Source organism: Nostoc sp. JL23, from assembly GCF_017115065.1.
GTDB classification, from domain to species: Bacteria; Cyanobacteriota; Cyanobacteriia; order Cyanobacteriales; family Nostocaceae; genus Nostoc; species Nostoc punctiforme_A.
In genome coordinates this window covers 41,107-56,802 of the sequence record NZ_JABXKN010000059.1, presented here as the reverse complement: position 1 = coordinate 56,802, position 15,696 = coordinate 41,107, and the positions used below count along the sequence as shown (strand labels likewise).

The following is a 15,696-nucleotide window of genomic DNA, read 5'->3' as shown; positions in this document are numbered from 1 at the left end:
AATCACAACCTGACTAGGGTAGAAAATAATATAAAGAAAACTTATCGGGATTAAGTAACTAAATTTCATTACTAATCGGGTTCAATTTCCAGTTACATCGTTTAATTTTTCTCGTAGTATCAGAATTGAAGCAAATTTAAACCAGCGGCTAATTCCACAGAACAGCCGTGACCTTTGCCTTAAGATAACTTATACTGCCGTTTTCAAAAGAGAGGATTACTCAATGCCAACTTATAAAGTGACACTACTCAACGAAGCCGAAGGTCTGAACCAAACACTTGACGTTGATGATGATGTCTATATTCTAGATGCTGCCGAAGAAGCTGGTCTTGACTTGCCCTACTCTTGCCGCGCTGGTGCTTGCTCGACCTGTGCAGGTAAAATCACCAAGGGTACTGTCGATCAGGGCGATCAGTCATTCTTAGATGATGAACAAATAGAAAAGGGATATGTACTGACTTGTGTTGCTTACCCAACCTCTGACGTAACAATCGAAACTCACAAAGAAGAAGACCTTTACTAAGAGTTAAGCGACTCAAACATAAACCTCTTGCAAGAGTTACTAATGTCGACGAAATAGAAGCAGAATATCCAGAGTTAACACCTTTGCAATGCAATACCGTGTGTACCTCTGAAAGCGACTTTGACAAAAGGTCTAATTTTATGATGAGCAGGAACACAAGATTGACTGTGTTCCTGCTTAATTTTTTCAGAATGGAGTTTCCTCTCTATTTTTTGCCTTTTCTTAACTCCCGACTCCTAGCTCAAGATGCAACTTGAATGCCAATAGCTCAAAGCTTAATCTCTTTGTTGAGAATTTGAATCTGAGTACCAGGATAGTAAAATTGGAGAATTTTTGGGCTTGACCAACCTAGTTTCGCTAAATTCTGAGCGCCAGTTTGACTCAAGCCGACTCCATGTCCTAATCCACCACCAATAAAAGCGTATCCCCAGAGTTCCGGTTTGCCTTTGTTCAGGGGTTGGATGTAAAAAAGCGTACTTGTAGGGGCTGCAAAAGCACTGCGAACTTCGTCTTTGTGTAAAATAAAGGTGCTGCGATCGGTTTTAACTGCAAGTTCCAGGATACGTCCACTCTGGCTTCGCTCCACTACTGCCATAGCCTGAATTGTTTTAAATTTGGCATGGGGACTGTTTTTCACCTGTAAAAATTTCTGCAAGTCCTTGATAATATCCTTTAAAGGGGTTTCCTTATGCCAACGAAACATATCCCACTTGCTTTCATTAAATCCTTGTTGCGTATTAATAAATTTCTGGAAATTCTTTTCATTTGCTAAATTCTGCTTAGAAAAGTCCCAAAAATTAGTTGGAGCATCCAGTACAGGGCGCAAATAGGGACGATCGTCGCCATTCCAGACATCGCTAAAGGAAGCAGTGACGCCACCAGTGGTAGAAGAATACAGAGCGTCTACTAGTTCATTTTTATAAGTTAGTACTTTACCCCTAGTTGAGGCAATCGCTTGGTCTGTTTTGGCAGCTGCTCCCTTCAACCCATAATAAACTTGGCAGTGAGTATCAGCACACAACTGATAGTTATCTGCTGCAAACCTGCGTAAATTTCTCAAGGCATAAGTCCGGGCGAGAATTGCCTGGGCTTCCAGCGCTGCTGTTGGTGCATCCGTGCCTATTTCGTAAGGCACAACCCCACGCAAATAAGTTTCTAAAGGTACTTGATTAACTAGAGTGTATGTGCCGTATGCATTTGGCTGCAAATTCACTCGCCCGGCATAAAGACGAGCATTTTCTGGTTTTTCGCTTTTATTCACCCGAATCAAGTTTTTCTCAGTGCTAATTTCCAAATCATTCGGGCTGTAGCGATTGCCATCCACCACCCAACTGACTCGCGGCACTTGTTTTAAAATTTTAGTATCAAGATATACTTTTTCTTTGGTAGAAGATTGGATGTTTTGTAATAACAAGCGTCGCAGTAAAGGAGTGCTGTAAACATCTCGTTTTGCCCAAACTTGCCAGCGTTCTGGCTGGGCTATTTCCACTTCCATTCCCTGAGAACGCCATTTATTCGCACTATCTTCTGCGGTTTCAAAAGTGCGGTATGTGCCCAAAATTACCACTTCTTCGACTGCTGGCTGGGGTAAAGCTTGCATGACTGTTTCCAGCTTTACAGGGTTCTTGGTAACTAGGGTTTGCTGCTTATTGCCCGCTTTAAATTTTAGCTTTAAGCGATCGCCTTTTATGGGTTCTAGTTGCAGCTTGGCTGTGGCTTCGGCGCCAAATCGCTGCACAATCCCAATTTTCAGTTCTATATCCTGGATGTTGCTCTCAGGCCCTGATGCAGCCGTCAGTCCCAATAGATAAAATGTTGTCAGCACAGTGTGGGGAAAACGCCAAAACGAAAATTTCATGGCCACCTGATAGCGTTCGCGTAGCGTCTCCAAGAGTTGCGATCGTGAGTAATCTCTCGTAGAGAGGGTCTTCTGCCCCTTAATGAGTCGTTGGAGCTGATTTTCCAATTGCTTTGTAGCGCGGTTTTTTTGTCGCATGAATGCTCCAATGATACCATTACCAATTTTGCCCTAAATACTAGTTGCAAAACGAAGTCATAATGACTATGATTTATTTAGAGACAAAAAACAGAACTAGTTGGATAAACTCTTTATGGTTAAAGTCCAAGAAATTCCATTAAATCAGATAAAACGGCCATTGCCCCGTACAAACGATCCAAATAAAGTCCAAGCCTTAATGGAATCGATTGCGGCGATTGGGCAGCAAGAACCTATTGATGTTCTAGAAGTAGATGGACAATATTATGGCTTTTCTGGTTGCCATCGGTATGAAGCTTGCCAGCGTTTAGGCAAAGAAACCGTTTTAGCCAGAGTCCGTAAAGCACCCCGTAGTGTTTTGAAGATGCACTTGGCATAGAGAATGAGAGTAGGGAGGCAGGGGGAGCAGGGGAAGAAGAGAGAATAATTGCTATGCTAGCTCCTGACTAATGTCCAATGCCCAATGCCCAATCCCCAATTTCCAATCCCCAATTACATATAACCTAATTAGGAGAAAATTATGTCATCGAAAGTAACAGTCAAAAATGTAAATATCGGCATTGACGAGGCGAGTAGGGCTAAAATTGCCGACGGTTTATCTCACCTGTTGGCTGACACTTATACACTGTATCTGAAAACTCATAACTTCCATTGGAATGTAACGGGGCCGATGTTCCAAACGTTACATTTGATGTTTGAGACTCAGTATACAGAATTAGCCTTAGCAGTTGATTTAATAGCCGAAAGAATTAGAGCGCTTGGCTATCCCGCACCAGGAACCTACAGCGAATATGCCAAACTGAGTTCGATTCCAGAAACTCCCGGAGTTCCTAAAGCTGTGGAGATGATCCGCTTATTAGTGGAAGGACAAGAAGCCGTAGTCAGAACTGCACGGTCTATTTTCCCGGTGATAGAAGAAGTTAACGACGAACCTACCGCCGATTTATTGACTCAACGGATGCAAGTACACGAAAAGACCGCTTGGATGTTGAGAAGTTTACTGGAAGAATAGGAATTAGGGAATAGGGAATGGGGCATAGGGCACAGGGAATAGCGGATAGAGAAAAAACTTAATCCCCAATGCCCAATACCCAATCCCCAATGCCCAATGCCCAATACCCAATCCCCAATGCCCCATACTCAAAAGTTGCAAGATTTAATGCAACAGGTAGGTATTTCTAGTTTTAAAGGGCTGAGTCGCGCTGCTGGTGTCTCAGAGCGTCAACTTTTGCACTTACGCCAAGGAAAGTTAGAGCAGATGCGGGTAGATGTGCTGCTCAAGCTGTCGTCAGTGCTACAGATGTCATTGAATGAATTAATCGCAACTTTTTCAACCGTAGAGTTGTTACAAGATAAAACAGCGCCTACTCAGGAATTGTTACAAGAAATTACAGATTTAAGAAGAGAGTACGATCGCTCCCAGTTTCAATTAGAACAACAGCGAGAAATATTACTACAAGAACTCCAGCAGTCGAGCTTGCAACTGCTGGAGTCTTTATTATTGCAATGGCCAACAGCAGCACAGAAAGCGCAGGAAAATCCCCAGCTAGCAGCAGTCAAAATAGTACCGTTGGTGCAGAAACCCCTGGAAAAGCTTTTACAGGCGTGGGGAGTGGAAGCGATCGCACCTGTGGGAGTAGAATTACCTTACGATCCCCAACTGCACCAATTGCTGGAGGGAACCGCACAACCTGGAGAAACAGTCAAAGTCCGCTACACTGGCTACCTTCAAGGTGAGAAGCTGCTTTACAGAGCCAAAGTAAGTCCTGTTTGAGGCAGTGAGGAGTTAGGAGTAAGAAATTCACAACTCTTTACTCTTTGTATTGTCTGTCGAGAAATGAGAGATATTGGGAATACTTAAGATAGCAGAGGCAATCGCCTTTTTAAAGCCTTGGTTTCGGTTCTAGCTTGCTTGGCGCTCTTGAAACCTAAATTTTTGGCTCTAGGGCGGTAGTCCAGAGATAAATTCTTTCAATTATGTAAGTAATTGGACATAAATAAAGGTAGATCCTAGTTACTATCATAAGCACTCAGGGAGAAAAAGCTACTGCTAGACTCGGTTTAGCTATGCGTAGCCCGCCCCAGGCATCGCTACGACTAGTTGAATTTTGAATTGCTCAATGACAGCTACTATCATGAGATTGATTGGAGAATCTCCGTTTTGCAAAAATTTTTGGTAAATAATCTGAAAAGCAGTAAATTCAGCTTGTATATAAGTAAGTATATATCTAAATCTATGAGATGCAATTAAGCTGGCGCTAAAAAATTAATATACATGATAAAACATCAAATCAACGAACGGCTTATAAATTGGTCATTTCAACATTTTTGCAAAACTAAATATACCAGCTTTTTATCATGCCAAGTTACTTAGCGTGTTTATTTATAATTGGTCTATTTCTAGTAAGAAAACTATACTTAATTAAGCTAATATTTTTTTAGAATTACAAAAAACTAGAGTCAAAATTTTATAATTAATCTTTATCTTTACTGATTAATTATCAATGATTGCTCAACATTTAATCTTGAAATTTATTTTACAAGCATTTTCAAATGTTCTATAATAGCGAAATCAGAGTATTATTTACATAACGCAGAGTGACATAATTATGAGAGAACAAGTAAAAGTTATTAAGCTCAGTGGTAATTTGAATGCCACAACTTCACAAGACTTTCGACAAAATATCACTGATATTCTAGAAACGGGTGCGAAAATTGTGTTAGTTGATTTTAAAGATGTAACGTTTATGGATAGTTCAGGTTTAGGAGCTTTAGTATTAGCTTTCAAAACCTTGCGAGCAGCCGATACTAAGCTTGTTCTTTGCTCAATTAATGAGCAAGTCAGGATATTATTTGAACTGACTAATATGGATAAAGTATTTGAAATATTTCCCAGTCAAGATGCATTTAATCAGGTTTTAGTCTCTAACACGTAATTAATCAAACTTCATTTGCAAAATAGATAAATCATCATCAAAAGCATCTTTGGAGTTCAGAGCGATTAAATAACTTAGTACGCGATCGAGTTGGTTATCAACAGTATCTTGTAAGCTAACCAGGAGCTGAATAAAAGCATCCAAACTCCAAAGTGTGCCGTCTGATTTAGTTATTTCATAAGCGCCATCACTAAAAATATAAAGGGTACTGAATTTTTCAATATTGCAAAACCCATCAAGATATTTTGCCTCTGGAAACATGCCAACTGGCATACCAGGGGTTTTCAATAGTTGAACTTCAGATTTTCTTGGAGATGGGCCGGTTACTAAAACTGCTGGTGGATGACCTGCACTAGCATAAATTAACTGGCGGTTGATTCGGTTGTAAACTCCGTACCAAATCGTAAAATATTTGTCATTTTGATAATTCATCTGGAAGGTATCATTCAAAGCCCTCAATACATCACTAGGTTGATAATAATTTAAACCTTTGAGGGCACGGGAACGCAGCAGATTTAGCACTGAAACAGAAGGAAGAGTAGCTTTGAGTCCATGTCCGGCAGTATCGAGCAAGTAAATTGCCAAATAGTCATCATCGAGCCAATAGTAATCGAAACAGTCACCGCCGAGTTGTCGCGAGGGAATAAATCGAAAATTTATATTGAAGGGTTCAGTCATAGAAAGAGGTAGCAGCGATCGCACATATTCTGCTGCCTCTGACATTTCTGATTCTAGAAGCAACTTTTGAGCCTGCAAATCTCTACTCAACTGATGCAGGCGTAATCCTGCTCTTACTCGTGCTTGTAATTCATTATGCTCAATAGGTTTAGATATAAAATCATCAGCACCAGCATCTAGACCTTTGACGCAATCAGCAACGGAATCTAAGGATGTTAATAAAATAAAGAATGTGGTGAAAAATTTGGGGTCTGTCTTAATGCGGTGGCAAACTTCCAGACCAGTCAACCCCGGCATAATCCAATCACAAATAATTAATGCTGGACTATAAGCTAGTGCCTTTTCTATTCCTTCCTCGCCGCTACTGGCAGTAACTACTTCATAACCCTGTTTTTCTAACATCCTTTTCAGGAGTGTTTTTATTGAATAGTCGTCATCAATTATTAGTATTTGAAACATAGAAAGTCGTTGAAAACACTCATTAATAATTTTTTGTCAAAATAGGAAATAAAGTAGTATCAATACAGAAATGCTGCTATAGCGCTTATCGTACCCCAGAGGAAGACGTTACGCGTCTATCTATGCAATAGATGACATTACTTCGATTCCTCTCTCCTAAAAATAGAGAGTTCCCTCAGTTGTAGCAACTGGTGCAAGGATTTGAGGGTTTGGTCTCTATTAGACTCAAATGAGAAGCGCTATAACTCATTTCTATTTACCCATCGAATTTACGACTGTTTAACAGTCATAAAATATTATGGTGCTGCCAGAGGATTTAGCCATAAAAGGATATTGCTTTTTAACTGATTCAAGTCACGATATGCTTCTTGCTTAAACCATTGCCCTAAAGCGTCAAAGGGAGTAAAAGATGTTCCCGTTTGCCATTTAATATCTTGACCTAAAGGTGTTGTATGATTTCCTGGTAACGTTTGCGCTGTTACCATCTCATCAAAACGTTCTTGCAAGATTTTGGTTAAAGCTGCCGACTGATCGATGGTGTCATTACTAAATTTTATTAATAAATTGCGCCGGATATTGTAACGCTCTTGGACAAGTTTGTTAGTTTCCAATGGCGAGGGGGTAAACTCGATTTTCAAAGTAGAATTAAACTGCTCTACTAAGGGGATAGCTTCTTTAGCGGCGTAGTTGTTGAAAGATATTAAAATATTGCCTGCACGTTCTACTTTAAAAAGGCTACCAATCAGCAAGTGAAGTTTACAGCCCATACTGTGTCCAACGCCGTAGATGGGGAAGTAAAGCTTGCGTAATTCCCCAGAATCATGCAATCGTTCGAGGGTGCGGTCAAAGTTTAACAGCACAGATTTTGCGATCGCAGTATGATCCAATGTATTGACGAAAGGCGTAGCAATTACAACATAGCCTTTACTTGCCAGTTGTTCGAGTAACCAGCGATAAGTGATGTGCGGTGCAGTGGCGACAAATGCACCTCCTAAAAAATGAACGATACCTATGGGATTTCGGGGAATGATTACCCAGTTCCCTCTAATTTCTTTCCAGTCCATGCCGATAAGCGATCGCTTGACGAATATTCTTTATGTTAGACCGGGGATTGCAACCGTGGGAAAGATTATGGAAAAAGCCATTGATAATCTTTGGTGCGTAGGTTGGAAACCAATCCACCCAGCAGCATCTATGGACTAACGAAAAGCAGGCACCTACGCTTCCAACTGCTTACTTCGTGCTGTTGACCGTAGCGGGGCGTTTAGGCGATGCTGAGTGAACTCAGGAGTGCTTTTTAAATTCCTTTTACAAAACTTAATTACGTTAGCGAGTCTGCGATCGCTTTTAGCGTCTCGTAGAAAGCTTCATTACGAATTATCTTAACGCTGAGTCTGTAATCTTTTCATCTCGTATTGTACATCTAATGCAATTTGTAATGCTTCATTGAGTAACCTTCCATGCTCAGTAGCCTCCTCAGTTACTTGCATAGCTGTTAAAGTTGCTAAATTGTTGACAAATAGTTCTGTATTACTCAGGATAAAATTCTTATTCTCTCTCAAAATCCTTTCTGTCTTTAAAGCGCGAACTAAATCATCTTTGGTGAGTTTAAGTGCTTCGATTACATCCTCTCTTTCCTTTATAATCACTTCTGGATTACCAGCTTCTTCTATTTGGTCATTGATATCTATAACTCTAATAACAGTATTATATCTATTAACCTCATTTAACAGGATTTGTAGAGATTTTGTCATATTAGCTTTCACAAGCTTACTTCTACTTTTCCAGATAAAATATAAAATGCTTTGTGTCAGACCACCAATCCAAAGACCTAAGAAAATTAATAATATCCATGATGGAATTGTTATCCACGTAACAAACATTTTAATAATTATATCAAATAAAATATAGACGAAGACAAATGTAGAAAATCCAATAAAAACTACAGTTGCTCCTTCAGAGCTTTTAATTTTTTGTAAATATATATTGGCTAATCTCTTGAGAGGATTTGTAATGATTAAAAGTTCCCCACTGACAGGTAAATTAGTCAGCTTTTGCAGATCATCCTGACTAATTTCCAAGCCCTGTAAATCATCCCGCACAGCTTTTAAACCCTTGCCAGAATAGTTATTTAATCTAATATAGCAATCAAATTTCTAGAATGCTGGCATTTTGTCTAAACTTTTTCAGGTAAATTAATACTTATAGGCAATGTCAAGATTTTTGTACAATACGATACTACTTTGCCAAGATAATTATTTACAGCAGAATTCTGAATGGGCTACGCCCCGCTGCGCTAACAGGAGTAAAACACGCTTTATACCTGTGTAACAAACTTAGCTTGTGTACCTCAGCAACTTGAAATCTTCTTGAGACTATAGCAATCCTAACTTATTCATGAGAAACAAGATCCCCAACTTATTTAAGAAATCGGGAATTTGCGGGTTACAATTCTCACAAATCAAATAGGATTGCTATGTAATAGTCAGGATAAAAAACAAATTAATTATCTGTAAATAAAATCAAAAGGCAATAGGTTATTGTTCTGGCAAACGGTGATTTAATAATGGAAAAATCCGCAAAAACGGACTTTATTTGTTGAGTTAGAACTAATCATGTCTTATTCGTTACATTAACTTCGCTTTGGATAAGGTTGTTTCTGTTTTGAAACACCAGGCTGAGGGTTTAAAAATGGGGGGATGGGACAGTCTAGTGTCATAGCGATCGCTCTGAGTAAATCTCCTTCTGAAGGGGTAACTTTGTGATCTAATAGTACAGTGTGGGCACAAGCATCAACAATAGCCTGTTTGAGTTCAGGAGTGGCAAGACGCAGGCGCTCAATACTTTTCTTGAGTTCAGTAAAATTACAGCTTAATGGTATTTCTGGTTTTTCTTGCTCTCCGGCTTTGGGAAGTCGAAAAACTCCAGAACGAAAAGCATAGGCGATGTCTTCAGTAGACGCATCAGGTTGAGAGTGTCCGACACGGGCAATTACGGACAATACTAATAGACTATCTGGCCAAATCTGTTCGATGGAGGTGAATTCTACCGTTGTAGTAGATGTGGGATTTATACTAGGTTGCAGACGATGCCATAGTATTAACTGCAACACAACAATTCCAAACTATTTCTATCTCTTTTTTCTGTGTACTCTGTGCCTCTGTCTGCGGTTGACTAAAAATTGTAGCCAGATATGTCACCCATGAATCTGCATAAATAGGGAATAACCACTGACAGCAAAAATAAAAAGGATGGCGGCAGGAAAAATTACTACATCCCTGACAATAAATAAAATCCAATCTTTTCTTAGTTCTTGTTTAAACTTGAGTTCTCGCAGTTTTTGCTCAAGTTCTACGTCTTCTTGTGACTGCAAGTTGACAGGTGACAAACTTAGCGGATTATCGCCTTTGCTGGCAATTCTTTTTGATAAATCTGTTATATCTGTCATGCTATTGAGATACTGATATTACTTAGTGTCTCATAAAAAAGAGCCAGAGAGTTAGTTCTCTGGCTCAAAGCTGGAGACAAAAGAATCATCAAATAAAGGCTAACTTGGGTAAGAACCTAGATTCTTCCCAGGTTATGCAACCCTAAGATAGCTCCCACTCCTAAGATATGACCAAAAGCGGCAGTTGCTAAAAGGGCTGGCAAACCAAAATTACCAAAGAAATTGGCTGAGGGTAGTTTTGGTTCTGCGTTGGGATACTTGATGCTAGATTTGCCAAAGGCAATGGCAACGATATTAGCAATAATCATAATCAGTCCAACTGTAGGACTCCATTGCAGAGGTGTAGTTGCAGCAGCGAGTAAGGTTGAAGTCAACACCTAGATTTGCTCCTGAAATTTATTAATGGTTGAAAACATAATCTGAAACTTTCCGAAGCAAATTCAAGAAATTACCCGATTTTGCATCAATATTTAACAGTTATTCTTACTACTTAATACAATATGAGTTCAACGCAGTGAGCTGATTGTGCTAGCTAGTTTGTATTTCAAGGTCTGAAACAAGCAACCAGTTAGTCTTGATTTATACTTACAGCAGAATTCTAAATACAGAATGGGCTACGCCCCGCTGCGCTAACAGGAGTAAAATACGCTTGATACCTGGGTAACAGACTTAACTTGCGTACCTCCCGAACTTAAAATCTGCTGTAGATAAAAGTGATTCCGATAAAATTATGTCAATCTATCTATAGAAATCTGTGCAGGAGTTACGAACAAAATGATCCCCAAATTTTTGAAGGATACAGTTGAAGTCAGAAATTTAAGCAGCGGATTCACCTTTCGGTAGATTTAGACAGAATCATCAAAATTGTATATTTGGATGTGCTAACACATAATTTGCCACAAAACCTCATGCTAAATCAGTAATTTCAAGATCAACAGATGAAATTTTGATTGAATCTAGTTAATTTGTTCCTTAAGTTCCTCAAAAGCCATGACATCCCCTGAGCCTCAAACTGATTTTGGAGAAAAAGCTCCACAAACGTCATTTGAGCCACCTTCTGGAAAACGGCGGTGGCTTTGGTTGAGTTTAGCCGCACTTCTATTGTTAGGGGGCGGAGCAACTCTATGGCGTTTACTCACTCCGCAAAATTCAGCACCTTCAACTGCTAACGCTCAACCTCAAGGGGTAAGAGTCAAAATATCAACAGTACAAAGCGGCATAATTGAGGAAAGTTCAGATTTTATTGCTAGTCTAAAATCCCTGCGTTCAGTCACGCTCCAGCCGAGGATTCAGGGTCAAGTTAGCCAGATACTTGTCAAATCAGGAGATCCAATCGTCGAAGGAGCAGCAATTCTCCAAGTAGATCCTACATCACAGGCAGCGATCGCTAGGAATAATCCTGTGCCTCAAGCATTTTTAATGCAACTGGCAAATGCCCGCGCCACACTCAAATCTTTAGAAGCAGAACGACCATCCTACGTTGCGAATCTGCAATTGTACCAGCAGAACTACGATAAGTTTGTCAGCCTAGCTGAACAAGGAGCCGTGTCTCGACAGACTAGCAATCAGTTTGCTAATCGGCTCGCTAATGCTAAGACTAGTCTGGATGCAATTGATTCCAGGATTCAAGCACAACGAGCCACCATCTTAGAGGCTGAAAAATCTTTGCAGCAATCTAATGTAAATATTCAAACACAACAGCCCCAGTCTGACAAAATTACCGCTCCTTTTAGTGGCACAGTTGGCAACATCCCTGTAAAAGTCGGTGATTTAGTTAATACTTCTACACCATTAGTTAATATTACGCAAAATCGACCTTTAGAAGTGAATATCTCTGTACCACTACAGCAAGGTCCCAAATTGCGTAAGGGTATGCCAGTAGAGGTGATGAACACACAAGGTCAAAAGCTTGGTAGAAGTAGGATATTTTTTATTGCACCTAATGCCAGCAATGAAACACAAACAATACTGATCAAAGCACTTTTTGATAACACTAACGGTCAGCTACGTGCAGATCAATTGGTCAGGACTAGAGTGTTCTGGAATCAGCGCCCCGGAGTTTTAATTCCCACAACAGCAATGACTCGTGTAGGTGGGGACACTTTTGTTTATGTAGTTGAAACAGAGACATCCCCCCAAGGTGTATCTCAACAAGTAGCTCGACAAAGACGAGTGAGGCTAGGCGAGATCAAAGGTAATAATTACCAAGTTATTGAAGGATTACAGCCAGAAGATAAAGTTATTATTTCAGGGTTGCTCAATCTCAGGGATGGTGTTGCGATCGTTCCAGAATTTTAATTAAGGGGAGTAGAGAGGAGGAGCAGGGGAGAAGTCTCAATCTTGTCTCCTACCAATCTTCACCCAAGAGCGTTACTATAGCGATCGCTCTTTGTTGGAGAACTTGTAGAGTAGTCTCTAGGTGTCTATCTATGCAATACACTCTGAACTCACTTCCATTCTTTTCTCCTAATAAAGAAAGCATTGGTGAAATTTTAAGATATAACTCGTTTTGTCAATAGTGATTACGCTGTAAATTATCTATGCTATCGAGTATCTAATTAAGCTTTATAGTAAGTTTTATGGCAAGGATAAACGATGCTTTTAAATATGCGTAGGCGTAGCTAGTCTTGTCTATAAAACGCTATGTGAAGGCATCACAAGCTGGAAATTTACGTTTGTAACCTCGATTTTGATTAAATTTGATCACCACTACTTATTGGCAAATGGTTAATGACCTTAACCTGTCACCAATGAGTAAAAGTAAGCAATTACTTGATTACGTAACAGAGGTAAACAATTATGTCAGTGAAAATCATCCAATCTAAGTGCGGTTTAGTTTTAACTTGTTTACTTGGACAGATAACGTTGTTGGCTGCGCCAGTACAAGCTGGAGTGGAGGGCAAAAGCTACGATGTCAATGTTAATTCGAGTCAGGGAGATAATTTTACTGCTTGTTTTGAATTTAACGCCAATGGTAGCAGCCTTCGTTTTGTTGGACTAGATGCTACTTATAGCCGTACAAATCTAGGTCGGGATCAGAGAAATTGGCAAGCAGTAACAAATCCAAATTCAGAAGAAAGTATCGCACTTAGCGGTCAAGTAAGAGGAGACTTTGTTCCAGACCGGAGGATAAGTGGTAATGCTATCAATTCCCAAGGCACTACTTATACATTTAATGGAACACTCTTATCTGAGCCAACATGTCCGATTGAGATTGAATCCGAGATAGGTCCAGAAAATCCCTTCTTCAAATAATTTAATCCACGCAGATATGATAAACCAGATGAGCTTTTGGTTAACGAAAACAGACAATTTATAAAAGATGTTTGTAGACTATGGTCAAGACAATACTTGTGTCATCAGCACTTAAATTCTGTCAAGTTCGGTAGGGCGTAGTTTACTGCCGTAGGCATTGTGTTTAGCTCAATGAAGACTCAGAAATTCGATTTAGCTCAACATATTCAACAATATTCGCCAAGCCGTAGCAAATCTTAATCTGCTGTGAAAATGTCGCCAAGAGGGTACGTATCCTCACCTTTTGCAAAGTATTTTCATTTCTCCCGCCTGAGAGTTACTTGAATTCGCTGGCGCGATTTTGGCTGGAATGAAGTCGGCAGTTTTAGCAGCGATCGCTAAATTTAACCTTGCTACAGTACCTTTAACAATAGATAATCACTTTAGTTAACCAAAATTAAACTCGATTAATCTATGACATCTTTGACAGGGAAGGTTGCAATTATCACTGGTGCATCGCGGGGAATTGGACGAGCAATCGCACTCAAGTTAGCTGGTAACGGCGCATCTATTGTCGTCAACTATGCGGGGAATGCAGGCAAAGCACAAGAAGTTGTGGCAGAAATTGAAAAGTTGGGAGTAGAAGCGATCGCTATCCAAGCTGATATTAGCAAAGTACCCGACATCAAAAGGTTATTTGAACAAACACTTGAACGTTTTGGTAAAGTCGATATTTTGGTCAACAATGCCGGAATTGCCTTCTATAAACCAATTACTGAGGTGACAGAAGAAGATTTCGACGCGATTTTTGCCATTAATGTCAAAGGCACTTATTTTACTTGCCAACAAGCCACGCAACACATGTCAGAAGGAGGACGGATTATCAACTTTTCCTCATCTACTACGGCGATGATGCTGCCAACTTATAGTGCCTATGTAGGAACCAAGGGTGCTGTTGAACAAATCACGCGGGTACTAGCTAAAGAATTAGGTGCAAAAGCGATCGCAGTTAATGTTATTTCTCCTGGCCCCACGGATACAGAACTGTTTCGAGAAGGCAAAACACAAGAACAGATAGACCGTTTAGCCCAAATGGCGGCTTTTGGCAAACTGGGAGATGTGCAAGAAATCGCCGATGTAGTAGCGTTTCTCGCCAGCGATGAAGCCAGGTGGATCACTGGGCAAAATATTCGTGTCAACGGTGGAATCGCGTGAGGCGATCAAAGCTCTCCTGATAAAAGCGATATTCCCCGTTTTAAAACCTCAGTCAATAATGTGCAATGCCGTAATCGAAATTTCAGCTATGAATTTACCAAAACGCTTAGAACTTAACGCACATTTGAACGCTCCAGATCCAAAAATATTTTATGCCCCTGACGCTACAGGATACCCGACTATCCATTTTTAAAACTTCATACAAATTAAAGCAATCACAGTCATCTCTAAATCAAAAATATAATTTGTTAGTTGTACAATTTTTCGGTTTTATAATTGTCCAAGTAGGAGAACACAGCCGTGCTAGCTTCCGATTAAAACAGATTGCTAAATATGGGATGACAAAGTTTGTATAAAGCATTTATAACTTATACAAATAACGGCTGATTATCCAGTTCTAGAGTCTGTGCTTTTGCAATAAATATCACTTATCAGGCATTAAAAAATTATGGATTTGTCCAACTTCACTACACTCCAAAACTTAGAAGCAGCCTTCGGTGGTGAATCGATGGCAAATCGTAAGTATCTGTTTTTTGCAGATGTAGCGCGTCAACTTGGATTTACAGACTTGGCAAAACTTTTTAAAGAAACAGCAGATCAAGAAACTGAACACGCTTTTGCACATTTTAAATTGTTGCATCCAGAACTAGTGGTAGAAGATGCAGCTGCTTTAACTGATGAACAAAAGCGGGAAATTGTATCTCGCTGTTTATCTTTGGCAATTGAAGGCGAGACTTATGAATATACCACAATGTATCCAGAGTTTGCCGCAGATGCCCAACGCGATGCCTACGGCGGGCAGAGCCAACGCGACAATCCGGCAGCTGAAGAATTTCTCAAACAAGTTCAAGAATCTACCGATCATGCCAACACATTTCGGGAAGCTGCACACCGTTTTGGCTTGTTAAAATTCATCGAAAATTACCACGCCGATCGCTACACTGAAGCCTTAGAAGTATTAAACGGAGGACAAGCAGCAACCAGAATTGCTGGTGAAGAACCTCAAACTCGTAAATGGATTTGTAGACAATGCAGCATGATTTACGATCCCGTCGCTGGCGATCCTGATTCGGGAATTGCACCTGGTACACCTTTTGAAGAAATTCCTGAAGACTGGGAATGTCCGATTTGCGGTGCTAGCAAAAAAACCTTTAAACCATTTGAGGAGAAAGTTGCAGCTTAAGAAGACAATCAATTAGGCACTTTT

At 40.0% G+C, this 15,696-nt stretch carries 17 protein-coding genes; 9 read left to right on the top strand and 8 right to left on the bottom strand.

Translation table 11 applies throughout. From position 1 onward, the window contains the following. Nucleotides 1-223 precede the first annotated feature (223 nt). A complete protein-coding gene (locus HWQ42_RS12025; protein ID WP_094352333.1) occupies nt 224-523 on the top strand; it encodes a ferredoxin in 300 nt (99 codons plus the stop codon). 268 nt (nt 524-791) lie between these two features. On the opposite strand, the gene HWQ42_RS12020 is transcribed toward HWQ42_RS12025, so the two are convergent. Further along, complete coding sequence (locus HWQ42_RS12020) at nt 792-2,519, bottom strand: SpoIID/LytB domain-containing protein (RefSeq protein ID WP_292812229.1); 1,728 nt, start codon at nt 2,517-2,519, stop codon at nt 792-794. Nucleotides 2,520-2,634: 115 nt separating this feature from the next. On the opposite strand from HWQ42_RS12020, the gene HWQ42_RS12015 reads away from it, so the two are divergent. The 4 genes from HWQ42_RS12015 (at nt 2,635) to HWQ42_RS12000 (ending at nt 5,455) form a co-directional block, all read left to right on the top strand. After that, nucleotides 2,635-2,898 (top strand): ParB N-terminal domain-containing protein, encoded by a 264-nt coding sequence (locus HWQ42_RS12015; protein WP_094352334.1) that lies wholly within the window; start codon nt 2,635-2,637, stop codon nt 2,896-2,898. A 141-nt stretch (nt 2,899-3,039) separates the two neighbouring features. Further along, nucleotides 3,040-3,531, top strand: a complete 492-nt coding sequence (locus HWQ42_RS12010) for a Dps family protein (protein ID WP_292739190.1) — start codon at nt 3,040-3,042, stop codon at nt 3,529-3,531. 96 nt (nt 3,532-3,627) lie between these two features. Continuing rightward, complete coding sequence (grpE, locus tag HWQ42_RS12005) at nt 3,628-4,293, top strand: nucleotide exchange factor GrpE (RefSeq protein ID WP_292812227.1); 666 nt, start codon at nt 3,628-3,630, stop codon at nt 4,291-4,293. 835 nt (nt 4,294-5,128) lie between these two features. Continuing rightward, nucleotides 5,129-5,455, top strand: a complete 327-nt coding sequence (locus HWQ42_RS12000; protein WP_289799397.1) for an STAS domain-containing protein — start codon at nt 5,129-5,131, stop codon at nt 5,453-5,455. Here the strand turns inward: HWQ42_RS12000 and HWQ42_RS11995 are convergent, their stop codons facing one another. The 7 genes from HWQ42_RS11995 to psaK form a co-directional block, all read right to left on the bottom strand. Further along, on the bottom strand, nt 5,456-6,592 hold the full coding sequence (locus HWQ42_RS11995; RefSeq protein ID WP_292739186.1) for a SpoIIE family protein phosphatase: 1,137 nt from the start codon (nt 6,590-6,592) through the stop codon (nt 5,456-5,458). It lies immediately after the preceding gene. A gap of 296 nt (nt 6,593-6,888) precedes the next feature. Further along, on the bottom strand, nt 6,889-7,656 hold the full coding sequence (locus HWQ42_RS11990) for a DUF1350 family protein (RefSeq protein WP_292812225.1): 768 nt from the start codon (nt 7,654-7,656) through the stop codon (nt 6,889-6,891). Continuing rightward, on the bottom strand, nt 7,637-7,774 hold the full coding sequence (locus HWQ42_RS11985; RefSeq protein ID WP_292812222.1) for a hypothetical protein: 138 nt from the start codon (nt 7,772-7,774) through the stop codon (nt 7,637-7,639). Before HWQ42_RS11985 ends, HWQ42_RS11990 begins: the two co-directional genes overlap by 20 nt. A gap of 200 nt (nt 7,775-7,974) precedes the next feature. Further along, the gene (locus HWQ42_RS11980; protein WP_292812220.1) at nt 7,975-8,694 is read right to left on the bottom strand and encodes a hypothetical protein; all 720 of its coding nucleotides are present in this window, start codon (nt 8,692-8,694) and stop codon (nt 7,975-7,977) included. A gap of 530 nt (nt 8,695-9,224) precedes the next feature. Beyond that, a complete protein-coding gene (locus HWQ42_RS11975; RefSeq protein WP_292812218.1) occupies nt 9,225-9,704 on the bottom strand; it encodes a hypothetical protein in 480 nt (159 codons plus the stop codon). A gap of 84 nt (nt 9,705-9,788) precedes the next feature. Further along, nucleotides 9,789-10,040 carry a hypothetical protein gene (locus HWQ42_RS11970; RefSeq protein WP_292739176.1) on the bottom strand — a complete coding sequence of 84 codons (252 nt, stop codon included), beginning with the start codon at nt 10,038-10,040 and terminating at the stop codon, nt 9,789-9,791. A gap of 116 nt (nt 10,041-10,156) precedes the next feature. Further along, nucleotides 10,157-10,417 (bottom strand): photosystem I reaction center subunit PsaK, encoded by a 261-nt coding sequence (gene psaK, locus HWQ42_RS11965; RefSeq protein WP_292812216.1) that lies wholly within the window; start codon nt 10,415-10,417, stop codon nt 10,157-10,159. 613 nt (nt 10,418-11,030) lie between these two features. Between psaK and HWQ42_RS11960 the strand changes: the two genes are divergently transcribed. The 4 genes from HWQ42_RS11960 (at nt 11,031) to HWQ42_RS11945 (ending at nt 15,672) form a co-directional block, all read left to right on the top strand. After that, the gene (locus HWQ42_RS11960) at nt 11,031-12,338 is read left to right on the top strand and encodes an efflux RND transporter periplasmic adaptor subunit (RefSeq protein ID WP_292812213.1); all 1,308 of its coding nucleotides are present in this window, start codon (nt 11,031-11,033) and stop codon (nt 12,336-12,338) included. A gap of 501 nt (nt 12,339-12,839) precedes the next feature. Further along, nucleotides 12,840-13,295 (top strand): hypothetical protein, encoded by a 456-nt coding sequence (locus tag HWQ42_RS11955; protein ID WP_292812211.1) that lies wholly within the window; start codon nt 12,840-12,842, stop codon nt 13,293-13,295. 453 nt (nt 13,296-13,748) lie between these two features. Further along, nucleotides 13,749-14,489: an SDR family oxidoreductase gene (locus HWQ42_RS11950; protein ID WP_292812209.1), complete on the top strand. Its 741-nt coding sequence runs from the start codon at nt 13,749-13,751 to the stop codon at nt 14,487-14,489. Nucleotides 14,490-14,937: 448 nt separating this feature from the next. Next, nucleotides 14,938-15,672, top strand: coding sequence for a rubrerythrin family protein (locus HWQ42_RS11945; protein WP_292812206.1), 735 nt, complete (start codon nt 14,938-14,940; stop codon nt 15,670-15,672). Nucleotides 15,673-15,696 lie beyond the last annotated feature (24 nt).

Bases quoted from the DNA above. Each gene is read 5' to 3' on its own strand.
- HWQ42_RS12025 (WP_094352333.1), top strand. From the start codon at position 224: ATGCCAACTTATAAAGTGACACTACTCAACGAAGCCGAAGGTCTGAAC.
- HWQ42_RS12020 (WP_292812229.1), bottom strand. From the start codon at position 2,519: ATGCGACAAAAAAACCGCGCTACAAAGCAATTGGAAAATCAGCTCCAA.
- HWQ42_RS12015 (WP_094352334.1), top strand. From the start codon at position 2,635: ATGGTTAAAGTCCAAGAAATTCCATTAAATCAGATAAAACGGCCATTG.
- HWQ42_RS12010 (WP_292739190.1), top strand. From the start codon at position 3,040: ATGTCATCGAAAGTAACAGTCAAAAATGTAAATATCGGCATTGACGAG.
- grpE (WP_292812227.1), top strand. From the start codon at position 3,628: ATGCCCAATACCCAATCCCCAATGCCCCATACTCAAAAGTTGCAAGAT.
- HWQ42_RS12000 (WP_289799397.1), top strand. From the start codon at position 5,129: ATGAGAGAACAAGTAAAAGTTATTAAGCTCAGTGGTAATTTGAATGCC.
- HWQ42_RS11995 (WP_292739186.1), bottom strand. From the start codon at position 6,592: ATGTTTCAAATACTAATAATTGATGACGACTATTCAATAAAAACACTC.
- HWQ42_RS11990 (WP_292812225.1), bottom strand. From the start codon at position 7,656: ATGGACTGGAAAGAAATTAGAGGGAACTGGGTAATCATTCCCCGAAAT.
- HWQ42_RS11970 (WP_292739176.1), bottom strand. From the start codon at position 10,040: ATGACAGATATAACAGATTTATCAAAAAGAATTGCCAGCAAAGGCGAT.
- HWQ42_RS11960 (WP_292812213.1), top strand. From the start codon at position 11,031: ATGACATCCCCTGAGCCTCAAACTGATTTTGGAGAAAAAGCTCCACAA.
- HWQ42_RS11955 (WP_292812211.1), top strand. From the start codon at position 12,840: ATGTCAGTGAAAATCATCCAATCTAAGTGCGGTTTAGTTTTAACTTGT.
- HWQ42_RS11950 (WP_292812209.1), top strand. From the start codon at position 13,749: ATGACATCTTTGACAGGGAAGGTTGCAATTATCACTGGTGCATCGCGG.
- HWQ42_RS11945 (WP_292812206.1), top strand. From the start codon at position 14,938: ATGGATTTGTCCAACTTCACTACACTCCAAAACTTAGAAGCAGCCTTC.